14 protein-coding genes and 1 riboswitch are annotated in these 16,163 nt (G+C 66.6%); of the genes, 4 read left to right on the top strand and 10 right to left on the bottom strand.

What is annotated here, in order from left to right:
• Nucleotides 1-19: 19 nt before the first annotated feature.
• The 3 genes from NIBR502770_RS01605 to NIBR502770_RS01595 form a co-directional block, all read right to left on the bottom strand.
• Nucleotides 20-226, bottom strand: coding sequence for a cold-shock protein (locus NIBR502770_RS01605; protein ID WP_141180812.1), 207 nt, complete (start codon nucleotides 224-226; stop codon nucleotides 20-22).
• 65 nt (nucleotides 227-291) lie between these two features.
• Entirely contained in the window at nucleotides 292-930 is a 639-nt protein-coding gene (locus NIBR502770_RS01600; RefSeq protein WP_141180811.1) for a LytR C-terminal domain-containing protein, read from the bottom strand.
• Nucleotides 931-982: 52 nt separating this feature from the next.
• Nucleotides 983-1,312 carry a DUF3263 domain-containing protein gene (locus NIBR502770_RS01595; RefSeq protein ID WP_141158050.1) on the bottom strand — a complete coding sequence of 110 codons (330 nt, stop codon included), beginning with the start codon at nucleotides 1,310-1,312 and terminating at the stop codon, nucleotides 983-985.
• A 134-nt stretch (nucleotides 1,313-1,446) separates the two neighbouring features.
• Between NIBR502770_RS01595 and NIBR502770_RS01590 the strand changes: the two genes are divergently transcribed.
• On the top strand, nucleotides 1,447-2,217 hold the full coding sequence (locus NIBR502770_RS01590; RefSeq protein WP_141180810.1) for a uracil-DNA glycosylase: 771 nt from the start codon (nucleotides 1,447-1,449) through the stop codon (nucleotides 2,215-2,217).
• A gap of 13 nt (nucleotides 2,218-2,230) precedes the next feature.
• Nucleotides 2,231-3,070: a siderophore-interacting protein gene (locus NIBR502770_RS01585; protein WP_141158052.1), complete on the top strand. Its 840-nt coding sequence runs from the start codon at nucleotides 2,231-2,233 to the stop codon at nucleotides 3,068-3,070.
• 6 nt (nucleotides 3,071-3,076) lie between these two features.
• Here NIBR502770_RS01585 and NIBR502770_RS01580 read toward each other — a convergent pair whose 3' ends face one another.
• From NIBR502770_RS01580 to NIBR502770_RS01570, 3 genes are all read right to left on the bottom strand, one after another.
• A complete protein-coding gene (locus NIBR502770_RS01580) occupies nucleotides 3,077-4,564 on the bottom strand; it encodes a threonine/serine exporter ThrE family protein (protein WP_141158053.1) in 1,488 nt (495 codons plus the stop codon).
• 34 nt (nucleotides 4,565-4,598) lie between these two features.
• A complete protein-coding gene (locus tag NIBR502770_RS01575; RefSeq protein ID WP_141180809.1) occupies nucleotides 4,599-5,915 on the bottom strand; it encodes a peptidoglycan bridge formation glycyltransferase FemA/FemB family protein in 1,317 nt (438 codons plus the stop codon).
• Nucleotides 5,916-6,037: 122 nt separating this feature from the next.
• Nucleotides 6,038-7,171, bottom strand: a complete 1,134-nt coding sequence (locus tag NIBR502770_RS01570; RefSeq protein WP_141180808.1) for a peptidoglycan bridge formation glycyltransferase FemA/FemB family protein — start codon at nucleotides 7,169-7,171, stop codon at nucleotides 6,038-6,040.
• Nucleotides 7,172-7,291: 120 nt separating this feature from the next.
• Here NIBR502770_RS01570 and NIBR502770_RS01565 point away from each other — a divergent pair, with 120 nt between their 5' ends.
• Entirely contained in the window at nucleotides 7,292-7,837 is a 546-nt protein-coding gene (locus NIBR502770_RS01565) for a TspO/MBR family protein (RefSeq protein ID WP_141180807.1), read from the top strand.
• 10 nt (nucleotides 7,838-7,847) lie between these two features.
• Here the strand turns inward: NIBR502770_RS01565 and NIBR502770_RS01560 are convergent, their stop codons facing one another.
• The 4 genes from NIBR502770_RS01560 to NIBR502770_RS01545 form a co-directional block, all read right to left on the bottom strand.
• Nucleotides 7,848-9,287 carry an L-serine ammonia-lyase gene (locus NIBR502770_RS01560; protein WP_141180806.1) on the bottom strand — a complete coding sequence of 480 codons (1,440 nt, stop codon included), beginning with the start codon at nucleotides 9,285-9,287 and terminating at the stop codon, nucleotides 7,848-7,850.
• A 286-nt stretch (nucleotides 9,288-9,573) separates the two neighbouring features.
• Nucleotides 9,574-10,722: a glycine cleavage system aminomethyltransferase GcvT gene (gene gcvT / locus NIBR502770_RS01555; RefSeq protein ID WP_141180805.1), complete on the bottom strand. Its 1,149-nt coding sequence runs from the start codon at nucleotides 10,720-10,722 to the stop codon at nucleotides 9,574-9,576.
• Nucleotides 10,723-10,732: 10 nt separating this feature from the next.
• Nucleotides 10,733-13,594 carry an aminomethyl-transferring glycine dehydrogenase gene (gcvP, locus tag NIBR502770_RS01550; protein ID WP_141180804.1) on the bottom strand — a complete coding sequence of 954 codons (2,862 nt, stop codon included), beginning with the start codon at nucleotides 13,592-13,594 and terminating at the stop codon, nucleotides 10,733-10,735.
• A 192-nt stretch (nucleotides 13,595-13,786) separates the two neighbouring features.
• A riboswitch (glycine riboswitch) is annotated at nucleotides 13,787-13,884 on the bottom strand.
• Nucleotides 13,885-13,975: 91 nt separating this feature from the next.
• Nucleotides 13,976-14,512 carry a TetR/AcrR family transcriptional regulator gene (locus NIBR502770_RS01545; RefSeq protein WP_141158060.1) on the bottom strand — a complete coding sequence of 179 codons (537 nt, stop codon included), beginning with the start codon at nucleotides 14,510-14,512 and terminating at the stop codon, nucleotides 13,976-13,978.
• An 82-nt stretch (nucleotides 14,513-14,594) separates the two neighbouring features.
• Between NIBR502770_RS01545 and NIBR502770_RS01540 the strand changes: the two genes are divergently transcribed.
• Nucleotides 14,595-16,151: an MFS transporter gene (locus NIBR502770_RS01540; RefSeq protein ID WP_141180803.1), complete on the top strand. Its 1,557-nt coding sequence runs from the start codon at nucleotides 14,595-14,597 to the stop codon at nucleotides 16,149-16,151.
• Nucleotides 16,152-16,163: the final 12 nt, after the last annotated feature.

The following is a 16,163-nucleotide window of genomic DNA, read 5'->3' as shown; positions in this document are numbered from 1 at the left end:
CCGGGACGCAATGCGGGCATCACTGCGCGGGCCGGACGTTTTCCGCCTGCGGACCTTTTTCGCCCTCGCCGACATCGAGCTGGACCCGCTGGCCTTCGGCCAGGGCACGGTAGCCCTCCCCCTGGATGGCGGACCAGTGGACAAAAATGTCGTCACCGGAACCGTCAACGGTGATGAAGCCGTAGCCCTTTTCAGCGTTGAACCATTTGACGGTTCCCAGTGCCATGATCAACAACTCTTTCCATCGGGGGCCGGGTGGAGACCAGACCGGCGTAATTGGACGGGGTGTGGCTACCGGTAACCCGGGCCAAGGACAACGACGAGTGGTACCTGGAACTCGGTACTGCTCACCACGGTGGGGATGTTCAACAGCCCGGCGAGTTGCTGGGCACTGGCCAGTTGCTGCGGGCCGGCATAGAAAATCACGGAGGACTTTTGCGGGGCGCCGGACCAGTTGCCCACCGGGCCGAGCCGCCAGCCGTCGGCCTGGACCGTGCCGCCTACCCGGCTGGCCAGCCCGGCCGTGCCGGCGGCGTTGTAGACAGCCACTGCCTGCGTCCTGTCGACCACGGCCTGCTGGGTGGCCGACGACGTGGGCGCTGGCTCGCTGACCTGGGTTGGCCCGGCAGAGGGGGACGGCGTGGGTGTCCCCGTGGCGGCGGAGCCGGCAGCCTGCGTGGCCGTGGGCGTGGATCCGGTGCCGGCCAGCGGAGCTGACTCCACGCTTGCCGATGCCTGGCTCGCGTTGGCGTTGAAGCCGAGTTTGGGAAGGATCAGGAAGGACACCAGCCCAATGGCAAGGGCTGCCATTCCCACCGCCAGGATGGGCCAAAGCCGTACCCGGGACGGGGCCGAAGCCGTCCGGTGGACACCTTGTCGCGACGCGGCCTCGGGGACCTTGTCGAATTCATCGCGGGCGTATCTGGTCATGGTGGAAGGACATCCTTGTTGATTGCGGCTGTTGTCCCGGCCTGGAGCGTCTCTAAGCGTCGGATCCCAGGCGCCGGGCAGTACGCGCACGGTGGCGCGACGTACGTAGTCTACGCAATCTCTTGACCAGCATGGGATCGTGGGCCACGGCGTCCTCGCGGTCGATCAGTGCGTTGAGGAGCTGGTAGTAGTGGGTTGCGGAGAGGTCAAAGAGCTCGCGAATGGCCTGTTCCTTGGCTCCCGCGTACTTCCACCACTGCCGTTCCAGCGCCAGCATCTGTTGTTCGCGCTCCGACAGGGAGGACTCGCGGAGGATGAAATCCGCCAGGAGGGACTTCTGCGGATCCTGCTCCGGCAGGTGTTCCCGGGCCGGTTCCGCCACGGCGCACTCCTTCGCTGGTTACGGTCAATGTCTTACCCCTATGCTAGCCGCCGAATAACAGCAGTGTCATTCGGCGGCCCGGGCTGCCGCCGCACGGTGCCTGGTCTCCACAGGGTCCCTGCGACAATGGAACGATGGTTGAATCGGATGCGCTGTTTGAGCTCCAGCAGGACCCGGCGGACACGCTCAGCTTCGCCGGCCTGGCCGAGCTGCCGCTGGCAGAGCTCATGGCCCCGGACTGGGCCGCGGCACTGCAGGGCGTGGAAGCTCAGCTGCGGAAGGTGCTGGCCTTCCTGGCAGGCGACGAGGCGGCCGGGCACCAACTGCTGCCGCCGCCGTCGAACGTCCTGCGCGCTTTCCGCCAGCCGCTGGCCGGCGTGAAGGTCCTCATCGTGGGCCAGGACCCCTACCCCACGCCTGGACACGCCGTCGGCCTGTCATTTTCCGTCGACTCCCGCACCCGGCCCCTCCCCCGCAGCCTGGTAAACATCTACCGGGAGCTGGAATCCGATCTGGGCATTCCCCCGCGCGTCCATGGCGACCTTTCGGCGTGGACGCAGCAGGGCGTGCTGCTCCTGAACCGGGTCCTGACCGTCAGGGCCGGCGCGGCCGGCTCCCACCGCGGGAAGGGCTGGGAGGAAATTACGACGGCGGCGGTCACGGCGCTGGCCGCACGGAAGGCCCCGGACGGGTCGGGGTTGCCCTTGGTGGCCCTTTTGTGGGGCAAGGAGGCTGAGGGGGTCCGGCCGCTGCTTGCCGGCGCCCCGGCCGTCGCCAGCCCCCACCCCAGTCCCCTGTCCGCGTCCCGCGGGTTTTTTGGCTCGAGGCCGTTCAGCAGGGTGAACCAACTGCTCCGGGAACAAGGGGCATCTGGCGTAACCTGGGAACTCCCGCCGCTGCCCTAGCTAGGCTTGCCCTATGAGCACTGTCCCCGCCGCCACCAGCGCAACCAAGAAGAGCCGTCCGCAGGTCAACCTCACCGTACTGCGCAAGGAGCAGCTGTCCCCGCACATGGTCCGGATCGTGGCCGGCGGAGAGGGTTTCGGCGACTTCATCAACAACGGGTTCGTTGACCGGTACGTGAAGATCATTTTCCCGCAGCCGGACGTGCAGTACCCCTCCCCGTTGGACCTGGAGGTTGTCCGGGAAACCATGCCGCGCGACCAGTGGCCCTTCACCCGCACCTATACGGTCCGCTGGGTGGACCCGGAAACCCGGGAACTGGCCATCGACTTCGTGGTCCACGGCGACGAAGGGCTCGCCGGTCCTTGGGCGGCCAAGGCCCAGCCGGGCGAGACCCTGACGTTCACCGGCCCGGGCGGTGCGTACAATCCCAATCCCGGGGCCGACTGGTATCTCTTTGCCGGTGACGAAGCGGCCCTGCCTGCCATCGCCGCCAGCATCGAGGCCCTCCCGGCAGGGGCAACCGGCCTTGCCTTCCTGGAGGTGGGCTCCGAAGCCGACATCCAGCCCCTTTCGGCGCCTGCGGGTCTGCAGGTGACCTGGCTGCCCCGCAACGGCACCCCGGCCGGTTCCAGCGACCTGCTGGTCAAGGCCGTGGCGGACGCCGAATGGCCCAGCGGCATGGTGGACGTCTTTGCGCACGGCGAACGCGGCTACATGAAGGCGCTGCGGGAGGTCCTGTTCAAGCAGCGCGGCCTCGAACGCGGCCAGGTGTCCCTCTCCGGTTACTGGGCGCAGGGCCGGGTGGAGGACGTGTTCCAGGCTGAAAAGAAACTTCCGGTCGGCCAGATCTAGGTTTTGCTAGCGGCGGCGCGCCCGGCGCCGCTCGTTGCTGGCAAGGCTGCGGGTCAGGGGGCGGGCCAGCACGTCGCCCAGGACGATGCCCCCTGCCGTGCCCAGCACGATGGCACCGGCACTGAGCATCCCGCCGGCGCCCGCCAGGACCTCGGATTCCTCAACGGTGAGCACGTACATTGACCGGAATATTGTGAGGCCAGGCAGCAGGATCAGTGCCGCGGGCACCGCCACTACCAGCTGCGGTGCCCCCATGCGCAGTGCCACCACCCGGGCGAGCAGGCCAATGACGACGGCGGCGATGGCAGGTGAGAACCGGTCGCCGATACCCAACACTCCGCAGCCGAGCAGCACCAGGTAACCGGCGACGCCAACGGCCGCCGTGGGCAGCAGCAGCTTCCAGGTGGTCTGTTCCGTGATGCCGATGGCCATCACCGCTGCAGCCACGAAGAGAATGAGGACCCAGAGGTCGTAGGCGGGCGGGAAAGTCTGGGTGACGTCGATGCGCTGCAGGCCGGTGAGCTCCCCCACGACGAAGGCAACGGCGATTCCTGCCACGATGGCGCCGAAGGTCAGGAGGGTGGACAGGAACCGGCCCGCCGCGGTTACGGGGAAGCCGTTGATGGCGTCCTGCACGGAGGACACCAGGCGGCCGGTGGGCAGGAGCAGCAGGATGCCGCCCACCACCACAATTGACGGTGACGTGGTGAGCCCCAGCTGCCACAACAGCAGTGCCAGGATGGTGACCACAAAGGAGCAGCTGGCGGTGATGAAGAAGTCAGGGACCCGCCAGCGTCCCAACTGCCGGGCCAGCAGGCTGATTCCGATATTTGCCGCGAACGCGATCGCCGATGACACCGGGCCGCCGCCCAGAACTCCCACGAACACCGCCGCGAAGATGCCGAACGCCACGGTAACCATCCACCGGGGGTACGGCTTGGGACTGGTGATGGCCTCGTTGAGCCTGCGGATCGCCTCGTCACGGCCCACGCCGCCGGCGACGATGTCGGTGACCAGCTGGTGCACCTTTGCCAGGCCCGCGTAGTTGTTGGTCCATGACCTCACCACGCGCAGCAGGGCGATGGGAGTCTGGTCCTTGGGCGCGTAGTTGATGCCGACGGACTGGTTGGTGATGTCCACCTCGATGTTCTTCAGCCCCAGGGCGGCCGTGACCGCGATGATGCTGGTTTCGACTTCGAGGGCTCCGGCGCCGTAACGGAACATGGTTTCCGCCAGGTGCAAGGCAAAGTCCAAGGTCTTGCGCGCTGAGGTGTCCACGCCGCCCACCTGGATGGTGGGGTTGGCGTACGGGCTGCCCGCCAGCCGGTCCACAATGCTTAACGGAGCCGTGGGAGGGTTCTCGCCCTGGACCAGGCGGCGCAGCATCCGTTTGGCCGCAGCATCCTGCCGGAGCTGCGCAGGGGTCAGCGGTTCAGTCTTGGGCAGGCCGTCAGTTGTCGGCCTGGACCCGGGCCGTTCGGGCCGGTTGGTCATGCCCGGTTCCTCCCTGTGCGCGGTTGATGGACTGTCAGGATGGGCGCTTCAGCGGCAGTTTGCCCAGCAGTGTGCGGGCGGCCGCCGCGGCGGACCTGGCGAGCTTGTTGGCATGGAAGATGGCCGGACGCACCGGCAGGACGAAGTCGCCCACCAGCTGGACCACCTCACCGCCGAAGCCCTTCTTGAACTCGTAGCCGCCGTGGCCTTCCTCGTCCTGCCCGGAGATGCCGAACGTGCCATAGAAGTTGTAGCGCGGGTAGCCCTTCTCCAGGGCGTGCAGCATCATTCCCCAGTAGAGGGAGGTTGCGCCGTTGAAGTAGATGTAGTCCTGGACGGTGCCTCCGATGACGCACACCACCTCGTCGCCGTAGCAAACAAAATGGATGGCTGCCACGGTTGCCGTTCCGACCGAGTCGGGGAAGCGCTCGATGTCCTTCAGGCTCCGCTCGTAGCTGTCCACCAGGTCCTGGACCACCTTGAGCCGGTTCGCCTTCTTCTTGCTGCCTGTCTCCTCAACCTCGCGGCGGAGTTCGGCTGCCGTGGCTGACTCCGCGGCCAGGCGTTCGGTAATGGACTTGCGGTAGGCCGGGATGTCGATCTTGGCCATCATCAGCTTGGTGAATTCCGCGGAGGTGGTGCGGAGCAGGTTCTCGTAGTAGGCGCGTTCGCGGTACACGAAGCCCTTTTCGTCGCCGGCGCGGCTCAGTGCGCCGTAGAAATCGTCGAGGGTTTCCAGGGTGGCCTGTTCGAGGAAGACGCCGTTCTTCTCCGCCTTGCGGATGGCTTTCCGCGTCCGGTAGCTGGTGCCCATGATCAGTTCTTCGGCGTCCTGGATCCCTACCAGGTTCTTGATGAACATCCAGTTGACGTTGACGAAGTTCATGTCCAGGCCCTGGTGCTGGAATCCCAGTCGCTCCAGGTCTGCCACCAGCGGCCGGTTGTCTTCGACGTCCGGCTGCTCCGCGCCGTCGGCGTCCCGGGCGATGTACCGGATGTTGGGAGAGATCCGCAGCTCAGCGGCTTTGCGGCCGGCCGCATGCTTGCGGAGGAGCCCGACGACGTCGCCCACCAGTTCGCGGTCCGTGTAGTCCATGAGGGGGCCCTTGGCGCATTCGCAGACGGTGTATCCCAGCCGGGTGGTGGTGAAGTTGAGCTTTCCGGCGGCGACAAGTTCGCCGTCGCGCCGGACTCCGAAGAGTTCCACCTGCTGTCCACGGGCGCGCTGGAAGCGGGCAAAGTCGATGGACTGCAGGAAACTGTTCTGCGGGTGCTTCAGGGCGAAGGCCTCGAAGTCGGCGTCGCTGAGGTTGGCGTACTGAAGCCTGGTAGCGGCGGAAACTGTGTTCAAGGGGTGACCTTCTTCTCGACTCTTCGCGGCCAGGGGGCTCACGGGGCGGACGGTATTCGGGGCAGGCTGCACAGGGGTGCGGCCCGGCGGGTGCCTCGGTGTTGGAGCGTGGTGGAGGCTGGTCAGTAGAACTGCTGGCCGGTGCGTGCGGTTTCGATCCGGCGGAACACCTTTTCTCCTCCGTTGACCCAGAGCCGGTGCCGGAGTGGGGACAGGACGTAGTCGTGGCAGCCCACAAAGTCGGTGACGGTCTTGGTGAAGCTGGTCTTGAACATCCCCATGCCGTAGAGGTTGTGGGCCTTGTCCTTGATGCGCGCAGCCGGCGGGGTTCCACAGAAGTCGTATTCCGTGCAGCCGAGTTCCTGCATCCGTTTAATGGCAGTCCACTGCACCAGGTGCGAATCCCCGTATTGCTTGCGGTTCTGGGTGGAGCCGCCGTCCTTGTAGGTAGCCTTGGCACCGTAGTTGATCACGAAGGCGCCGACGCTGGGTTTTCCGTCCTCGTAGGTGAAGAAGAAGTTGCCCTGGCCGCGGTTGCAGAACTCGTCCCAGAACCGGGCGTAGTAGTCGTAGCTGCGGAGCGGCATGGATCCCTTTGCGCTGACGGTATTGGCCATCAGGTCGTACAACGTCCGGTAGGTTTCCGGCCCATGCTCCTGCCGGACCACCTGGCAGCCCTCACGCTCTGCACGCCGGATGGCGTTCCGGGCGCGGGAGGAGACGGCCTTGAACACTTCCTCTTCCGTGCCGGAGATGTCCAGCAGGGCGGTGGAGTCGTTGGACTGGATGTTGGGGGCCTTGGCCAGGTTGGCCGCTGCGAGTTCCCGCCGCGCGTCGTCGGAGTCGATGATGTCCGGTTCCACCTTGATGGTGAAGACGTTCAGCCTCCTGCCGCGGACCAACCGGGCGCACGCTTCGAGGGCAGGTCCCAGGTCCGCTGCCCCTGCCAGGTCAGGGCCCTTAATGAGGTACCAGAGCCGGCCCAGGACGGGAAAGCTCTTTTCCAGGACCAGGTTGTAGCTGGAGTTCCCTCCGCCTTCCAGCACCAGGAACCGGACTTTCCAGCCACTTCCGTTCTTGACCGATGCGTAGGCGGCGGATTGCAGCATGTTGCCGCCGTTCGGGTTGGCCGTGACGTGCTTGTCCCAGTTCTCAATTTCCTCGGCTGTGGCAAAACGTGCGGTGAATTCTCGCAAGGGGGCCGTGTCCAATCGGGTTTGTGCGCGGTTTCGGTACTTCTGGATGCGTGCGGACATGCAGCCTCAAGTCTAAAGCCTCGGGCGGCTCCGGCTTTTCTTCAGCATCCCTGGAGCGACACCACCCCGTTGTGGCGAGCCACCTTGACGGAGCTCAGCAGGGTCAACAAGGGTTGGGGTATGAAGCTGGATGGGGAACAAGGCATGGCTGCCGCGGGAGGCGGAAGCCGGCCGTACAGCGCAGCCGTGCAGGCCGCTGGGCTTGCCGGTTTCCTGCTGGCCTCACTGCTCGTGGCGGCGCTGGGCGGACTCGCCTCGGCGGCAAACGTCACGGGCTGGTACGCCGCCGCGGACAAGGCCCCCTGGTCCCCGCCCAATGGTGTGTTCGGCCCCGTATGGACCATCCTCTATGCGGCAATGGCCCTTGCAGCGTGGCTGGTATGGCGCCAACGTGCCGATGGGACACGGCAGGCCATGGTGGTTTACGGCATCCAACTGGCCCTCAACCTGGCCTGGACCCCGGCGTTCTTCGCCCTCTATCCTGCCCTTGGCACGGCAGCGCTGTGGCTGGGCCTGGCCATCATCCTGGCCCTGATTGCTGCCGTTACGGTGACGGTGCTGCATTTCGGTCCCATCAGCCGGATGGCAGGGTTACTCCTGCTGCCCTACATCTCATGGCTGGTGTTCGCGGCCAGCCTCAACTGGTGGGCGGCCGTCCACAACTAGGCACCTTGGGTCAGCATTCGACGACGTTGACGGCGAGGCCGCCCATGGCGGTTTCCTTGTATTTGTCGCTCATGTCCTTGCCGGTTTCGCGCATGGTGATGATGACTTCGTCGAGGGAGACGCGGTGGGTGCCGTCGCCCCAGAGCGCCATTTTCGCGGCGTTGATCGCTTTCGCGGCGGCGATCGCGTTCCGTTCGATGCAGGGGACCTGGACCAGCCCGCCGATCGGGTCACAGGTCAGGCCCAGGTTGTGTTCCATCGCGATTTCCGCGGCGTTCTCCACCTGGGCGGGCGTGCCGCCCATGACTTCGGCCAGGCCCGCGGCGGCCATCGAGGACGCGGAGCCGACCTCGCCCTGGCAGCCGACCTCGGCCCCGGAGATCGAGGCCTGTTCCTTGTAAAGCACCCCCACGGCGCCGGCAGCGAGCAGGAACCGCACCACCACATCATCCCGGTCCGCCTGGGTTGCCTGGTCCATGCCCGGGGCGAAATGCAGGGCGTAGAACAACACCGCGGGGATGATCCCGGCCGCCCCGTTCGTGGGCGCGGTGACCACCCGGCCGCCGGAGGCGTTTTCCTCGTTCACGGCCAACGCCACCAAGTTAACCCACTCCTGCCAGTACCGTGGGTCGTAGTGGTCCCGCCCGTCCTGCCCGTCCTGGCCGGTGTCTTCGGGGCGGCCGGTTTCCTTCTTCAACCGCTCGTACCAGTCAGGGGCGCGGCGGCGGACCTTCAACCCGCCCGGCAGCACCCCTTCGCGTTTGAGTGAGGTCTGCACGCAGTTCTCCATCACGGACCAGATGTGCAGCAGCCCGGCACGGATCTCCTCCCCGGAGCGGGAGGCCAACTCGTTCGTGGACATCACGTCGGCGATGCCCAGCCCGGTCACCGCGCAGTGCGCCAACAACTCCGCCGCGGTCCGGAACGGCAGCGGCAGCCCGTCCTTGGACGCGTCCAGTTCCTGCTGCGCCGCGTCCTCCTCCCCCTCCCGGACGATGAACCCGCCACCGACCGAGAAGAACGTCGCCGCGTGCACCACCGAACCCTGGGCGTCGGTGACCGTGAACGTCATCCCGTTCGTGTGCCGCGGCAGCACCGTCAACGGCCGCAACACCATGTCCTTCACCCCATACGGCAGCGCCACCGACCCGGCCAGGTTCAGGACCCCGGTCTCCGCGATCGAGGCCAGCCGCTCCTCGACCTCTTCGGGCAGGATCAACTCCGGATGGAACCCCTCCAAGCCCAGCAGGACCGCCGTCATCGTCCCATGCCCGTGCCCCGTCGCGGCCAACGACCCATACAAATCCACCCGCAACCCCGCCACCGCAGCCAGTTTCCCCGAGGCCTTCAACTCCTCAGCGAACACAGCAGCAGCCCGCATCGGCCCCACAGTATGCGAAGACGACGGGCCAATCCCGATCGAAAAAAGATCAAAGACTCCAACGGCCATGCGATTGGTTCCTAACTAAAACAGTGTGGTCGGGGGTGGTGGGCCGGTGACCGAATTCCTCCGCGTGCTCGGTCGCGAAGACGCCCGCTAAGCGGACGTGACGCTCCCTTAGACGCACGCTGCCGGATGCCCCGCCCACTCCGCAAGCACGTCACCAAGGCGGGGTGCGCACAAGGGCCGGCGGAGCCGGACTTTTCGAAAGCCTGCGTCAAAGCGACGAAGGAGCAGCAGGCGTGAAAATGTCCGGTCCGCCGTCGCGAAGGTGATCACGGAGGGGCACCAAAAGCTACTTGGCGCGGCGATAGAACGGGAGGTCGACCACTTCGAACGGTTCTGCCTTGCCGCGGAGATCGATGTCCAAGGCCGTGCCGGGTGCCGAGTAATCGACGTCGACGTAGGCCATGGCGATCGGGTAGCCGAGGGTGGGCGATGGCTGGCCGGAGGTGACTTCACCGACTCTGTCCCCGTCCTTGAGCACGGGGTAGTGGGCCCGGCCTGCGCGGCGGCCCTTGCCTTTGAGGCCCACGAGGCGGCGGCCGGAGGTGCTGCCGGCGCCGGCATCCTTCTTTGCTGCCAGCGCGGCCTTGCCAACGAAGTCGCCCTCCTTGGAGAGTGCGACGACGGGGCCCAGGCCGGCAGCGAACGGGTCACCCTGCAGCGACAGTTCGTTGCCGTACAGCGGCATCCCCGCTTCCAGTCGGAGGGAGTCGCGGGAGGCGAGGCCGGCGGGGGTCAGCTCCCCGTCGTCGGCGATGGCGGCCAGTGCCTGCCACAGTGCCGGGGCGTCATCGTTGGCCACGAAGATCTCGAACCCGTCCTCACCGGTGTACCCGGTGCGCGCGAGCAGGAGTTCCTTGCCGGCCCCGCCCACCAGGAACGGAACCTCCACGGCGGCGTAGTACTTCAGGTCCGCCACCAGGGAGTGTTGTGCGGCCGGGACCAGGCGCAACAGGAGTTCCTGGGCCTTGGGGCCCTGCACCGCGATCAGCGATGTACGGGCCGAGGCGTCCTCCACCAGCACGTCAAACCCTGCGGCGCGTTCCTGAAGGGCTGCCGCCACCACTGCGGCGTTGCCCGCGTTGGGCACCACCAGGAAGACGTCGGTGCCGTCTTCAGCGGCGGGACGGCGGTAGGTGATGAGGTCGTCGATGATGCCGCCGTCCTCGTTGCAGATCAGCGAGTACTTGGCCTTGCCCACGGCCATGGCGGAGATCTTTCCCACCAGGGCAAAGTCGAGGAAGGCGGCAGCCTGCCGCCCGGTGACCCAGACTTCGCCCATGTGGGAGAGATCGAACAGGCCCGCAGCTTTGCGGACGGCGTGGTGCTCGGCCAGTTCGGAGCTGTACTTGAGCGGCATCTGCCAGCCGCCGAAGTCGGTGAAGGAAGCGCCCAGCTTCTTGTGCTCTTCGTAGAGAGCCGTGTAGTTCTCAGTCATTGGGGGATCCTTAGTTTTCGAACTCGGACAGCGGCGGGCAGGAGCAGATCAGGTTCCGGTCTCCACCGGCGCCGTCGATCCGGCCCACCGGCGGGAAGTACTTGTCCTGCTTGAGGTGGTGGACGGGGAAGACAGCCTGTTCGCGGCTGTACTGCCGGGTCCATTCGGAGTTCACGACGGCGGACGCGGTGTGGGGTGCGTTGCGCAGCGGGGAGTCCTGGACAGAGAAGTCGCCGTTGGCCACCTGGTCAATTTCCTTGCGGATGGTGATCATGGCCTCGATGAAGCGGTCGATCTCGGCCAGGTCCTCGGACTCGGTGGGCTCCACCATCAGCGTGCCGGCCACCGGGAACGCCAGGGTGGGGGCGTGGAAACCGTAGTCGATGAGGCGCTTGGCCACATCCTCGGCGGTGACGCCGGTCTTGGCCGTGAGTTCGCGCAGGTCCAGGATGCATTCATGCGCCACGAGGCCACCTTCGCCGGTGTAGAGGACCGGGAAGTAGTCGTTCAGCCTGGCAGCGACGTAGTTGGCCGCCAGCAGCGCGGACTTGGTGGCCTGAGTCAGGCCTTCCCCGCCCATGAGCTTCACGTAGGCCCAGGAGATCGGCAGCACACCCGCCGAACCGAACCGGCACGCCGAGATGGCTACCCCGTGGCCTTCCTCATGCGCTGCCTTGTTCGCGTCGCCGGGCATGAACGGTGCCAGGTGGGCCTTCGCCGCGACCGGCCCGACGCCGGGTCCCCCGCCGCCGTGCGGGATGCAGAAGGTCTTGTGCAGGTTCAGGTGGGACACATCCCCGCCGAACTTGCCCGGCTGGGCCAGGCCCACCAGGGCGTTCAGGTTGGCGCCGTCAACGTAGACCTGGCCGCCGGCAGCGTGCACGGCCTCGCAGATCTCGGTCACGTCCGCATCGTAGACGCCGTGGGTGGACGGGTAGGTGATCATGATGCAGGACAGGACGTCCTTGTTCGCCTCGATCTTGGCCGTCAGGTCATCGTGATCAATCGTGCCGTCCGCGGCGGTGGCAACCACTACGACCTTCATGCCGGCCAGGACGGCGGAGGCAGCGTTGGTGCCATGGGCCGAGGCCGGGATCAGGCAGACGTTGCGCTGCTGCTCGCCGCGGGAGTGGTGGTACCCGCGGATAGCCAGCAGCCCGGCCAGTTCGCCCTGGGAGCCCGCGTTGGGCTGGATGGACACCTGGTCATACCCGGTGATTTCCGCCAAGTCGGCTTCCAGGTCCGCGATGAGTTCGCGCCAGCCTTCGGTCTGGGAGTCCGGGGCGAAGGGGTGGATGGAGGCAAACTCCGGCCAGGAGATGGCTTCCATCTCGGCGGTGGCGTTCAGCTTCATGGTGCACGAGCCCAGCGGGATCATGGTGCGGTCCAGCGCCAGGTCCCGGTCCGACAGCTTCCGGATGTAGCGCAGGAGCTGGGTTTCGGACCGGTACGTGTTGAAGACCGGGTGCTGCAGGTAGTCGGTGGAACGCTCCACGGCGGCCTCCAGCCCAAAGCCCTGGCCCTCGCCGCGGATCCCGGCAACGGTGGCGCCAAAGACGTCGGCAACCTCGGCGACGATGGCCGGCGTCGTGGTTTCATCCAGGGAAATGCCCACGGTGTCGGCATCAATATGCCGCAGGTTGATCCCGCGTGCTTCGGCGGCGGCGACAATCGCGGCAGCGCGTCCCGGGACCCGGACCGTCAGGGTGTCGAAAAAGCTCGTGTGCAGCACCTCCACGCCGGCACCCGCCAGCGAGGCCGCCAGTGTTCGCGCGTGGCCGTGGGCGGTTTCCGCGATCGCCTTCAGCCCGTCGGGGCCGTGGTAGACGGCGTACGTGGAGGAGACGATGGCCAGAAGGGCCTGCGCGGTGCAGATGTTGGACGTGGCCTTTTCGCGGCGGATGTGCTGCTCGCGCGTCTGCAGCGCGAGGCGGTACGCGGGCATCCCTGCGTCGTCCTTGGACACGCCCACCAGGCGGCCGGGCAACGAACGCTCCAGGCCCTTGCGGACGGCCATGTAGGCGGCGTGCGGCCCGCCGAAGAACAGCGGCACCCCGAAACGCTGCGTGGAGCCGACGGCGATGTCGGCGCCCTGCTCGCCCGGAGGCGTTATCAGGGTCAGGGCCAGCAGGTCCGCGGCCACGGTAACCAGCGCACCGCGGTCCTTCGCCGCCGCAATGGTGGCGGACTGATCCCAGACCCGGCCTGAGGCGCCGGGCTGCTGGAGCACGATCCCGTTGATCGCACCTTCAGGGAGGCCCTTGGACAGGTCGGCAACCTCAACCTCGAAGCCGAGCGCCTCGGCGCGGCCCTTGACGATGGCAATGGTCTGCGGCAGCACGTCAATGTCCAGGACGGTCTTGCCGTCGTGGGCGTCTTTGGTCTTGTTGGCGCGGCGCATGAGCAGCACCGCTTCGGCCACGGCGGTGGCTTCATCGAGCAGGGAGGCGTTGGCGATGGGCAGGCCCACCAGGTCCTGGACCATGGTCTGGAAGTTCAGGAGTGCCTCAAGCCGGCCCTGGGAAATTTCGGGCTGGTACGGGGTGTAGGCGGTGTACCAGGCCGGGGCCTCGAGGATGTTCCGGCGGATCACGGCAGGGGTGATGGTGTCGTAGTAGCCCTGGCCAATCATCTGGACCGCGGTCTTGTTCTTGGCGGCCAGCCGGCGCAATTCAGCAAGCACCTCAACCTCACTGAGGGCATCCTGCAGGCGGAGGGCCGTGTCCTGGCGGATGACCTTGGGCACGGCGGTGTCCACCAGGGAATCGACCGTGCCGTAGCCCACGGCTTTGAGCATGGTGTCGACGTCGTCCTGGCGGCGTGCGCCAATGTGGCGGTCTACGAAGGTGGTGGAGGCTGGGGTAACCGACACGAAGGAACTCCATTTATTCAGGCGGCGCAGGGTACGCCACAGCTATTCGGGTCCCTCCCCGCTCTGTATTGGACCTGAGAGTTTCCGCGTCGCCTGCCTGCGCAGGAACCGCTTGCACCGTCGGTGAGCACAACAGCCGTTCCGCTTCCCCCAAGGGAGGCCGGACAACTGCCTGCTGCTTTCCAGAGGTGCCTCGCCGCGGCGGTACAGGGGCCTGCGAGATTCCTGGGGAGGATTTGCTCCTACGGCGCCTGCCTGTACTTCCGGCAGAACTCTCCCGCCGCAGATCAAAGGCTATTCATTTGTTGGATCATGACGGCCGGTGACAGCCCTCACAACTCTCCATTGTCCTACGCCAGAAGCCCTCCGGCAAATGGAAAACTACCTGCGGAGCCGTTCCAACGCGGCCAGGAGTTCCTCCACGTCAGCGGCTGCTCCGCCTTCCGGCGCAGGGCCCACGGAAAGCATGGCATTGAAGTACAAACCGTCACCCATATACAGGACAGCCCTGGCCAGGCCGGGCCCCACATCCGCAGCAATCTCGTCCAGCCACCGCTGCTGGATGGCGGCGAACCGGCGGCGGGTCTCCTCATGCGCCACCTCGGCAAGCCGCGTGGCGGCCACAATGACCCGGTCCAGAGGAGTATCCGCCCAGACAGAGGAACGGATGAAATACGCGGCGGCACCTTCGCTGGCCGAAGCCATCGCGTCGGCATCCGCCTTGGCCAACCCCTCAAGGCGGTCCAGCAGCACGGCGATGAGCGCTTCCTTGTTGGGAAAGTGGTAGAGGAGGCCACCTTTGGACACCCCGGCCTTACGGGCTACGGCGTCGAGGGTTGCAGCGCGCTCCCCCACTTCGATCAGCAGGGACTCGAAGGCGTCAAGGACCGCATCACGGGCTACAGGCTTTCGGGGCATGCCTTCCATCATGCCCTCCACCGGCAGGGAAGAAGGAATGCTTCGGTTTCAAACTATACCGTCCAGACGGTACAGTTATTACATGACGACCTCCATTCGCCCGGCCTCCTTACAAAGGGACAGCTCCGCCATGCGGCCACCGTGGCGGGATTGGCTCGCGTTGGGGCTGCTGATGTTTCCCGTGCTGCTGGTGGCAGTGGACAATACCGCCCTGACCTTCGCCCTGCCCGCCATCGCCCGCGCCCTGGAACCGACGGGCCTGCAGCTGCTGTGGATCGTGGACGCCTATCCACTGGTCCTGGCAGGGCTGCTGGTATCAATGGGAAGCCTCGGCGACCGGATTGGGCGGCGGCGGCTGCTGGTCGTCGGCAGCCTGGGCTTCGCAGGGCTGTCCGCCGCCACGGCATTCGCGCCCACCCCGGAGTGGCTGATCGCCGGCCGCGCGGCGCTCGGGTTCTTCGGCGCCATGCTGATGCCGTCCACCTTGTCGCTGATCCGGAACATTTTCCCGGAGCCCAACCGCCGGCGGATGGCCATTGCCATCTGGGCTGCCGGATTCTCCGGCGGCGCCGCCCTGGGCCCCATCCTCGGTGGATGGCTGGTGGAGCACTTCTGGTGGGGTGCCGTGTTCCTGGTGGCCGTGCCACTCATGCTGCCCCTGCTGGCGCTGGGGCCGGCCTTCATTCCGGAGTCCAGGGATCCCGCGCCGGGAAGAGCGGACATTCCCAGCGTCCTGCTATCCATGCTGGTCATGGTGCCCGCGGTCTACGGCGTAAAGTCAGTAGCCACCGAAGGTCCGGGGCCGGCCGGGCTGGGAAGCATAGCCTTCGGCCTGGCCATGGGCATTGTGTTCGTGCGGCGCCAGCACCGGCTGGAGCACCCGCTGCTGGACATGTCACTATTCCGCAACAGGGTGTTCAGCATGGCCATCAGCGCCAACGTTTTGGCCCTGTTTTCCTTCAACGGGTTCATCCTTTTCCTTGCCCAGCACCTCCAACTCCTGGAGGGGATGACACCGTCGGCGGCGGGCATTGCCATGCTCCCGGCCCTGGCAGCCACAGTGACGGCAGGGCTGGTGGTGGTCCCGCTGGTCCGGAAGGTGCGTCCGGGGTACGTCGTGGCCGCGGGCCTGTCCTTCAGTGCCGTGGGCTACAGCATGGTGGCCTTCGGTAACGACGGCGGGGGCCCGCCCCTGCTGCTGGCAGCATTGCTGGTCCTGGCGCTGGGCGTAGGCACGGCGGAAACCATCTCGAACGACCTCATCCTCGGCTCGGCCCCGCCGGCGAAATCCGGCGCTGCGGCAGCGATTTCCGAGACGGGCTACGAGGTGGGATCGCTGCTGGGGACTGCGGTGCTGGGCTCCATCCTGACCGCGTCCTACCAGCAGAACCTCCGGCTGCCGGCGGGGCTGGAGGCCATGCTGCCCGGAACCTCGCTGCACAACGCCAGGGAAACGCTGGCCGGTGCGGTGGACGCAGCCAACCTGGTGCCGGCACCGCTCGCCGGAGCCCTCAAGGACGCTGCGGCGGCCGCCTTCGATTCCGGCGTGCACGTTACGGCGGCAATTGGGCTGGTCCTCATGGCGACGGCGGCAGTGCTCGCCGCCGTCGTCCTCCGGGAAGTGCCCAAAGCGGCTTAGCGGAACATCCGC

Source organism: Pseudarthrobacter sp. NIBRBAC000502770, assembly GCF_006517815.1.
In the GTDB taxonomy this organism is placed as follows: domain Bacteria; phylum Actinomycetota; class Actinomycetes; order Actinomycetales; family Micrococcaceae; genus Arthrobacter; species Arthrobacter niigatensis.
Note: the sequence above shows the minus strand (reverse complement) of the source record. Positions and strands in the feature narration are given on the sequence as shown.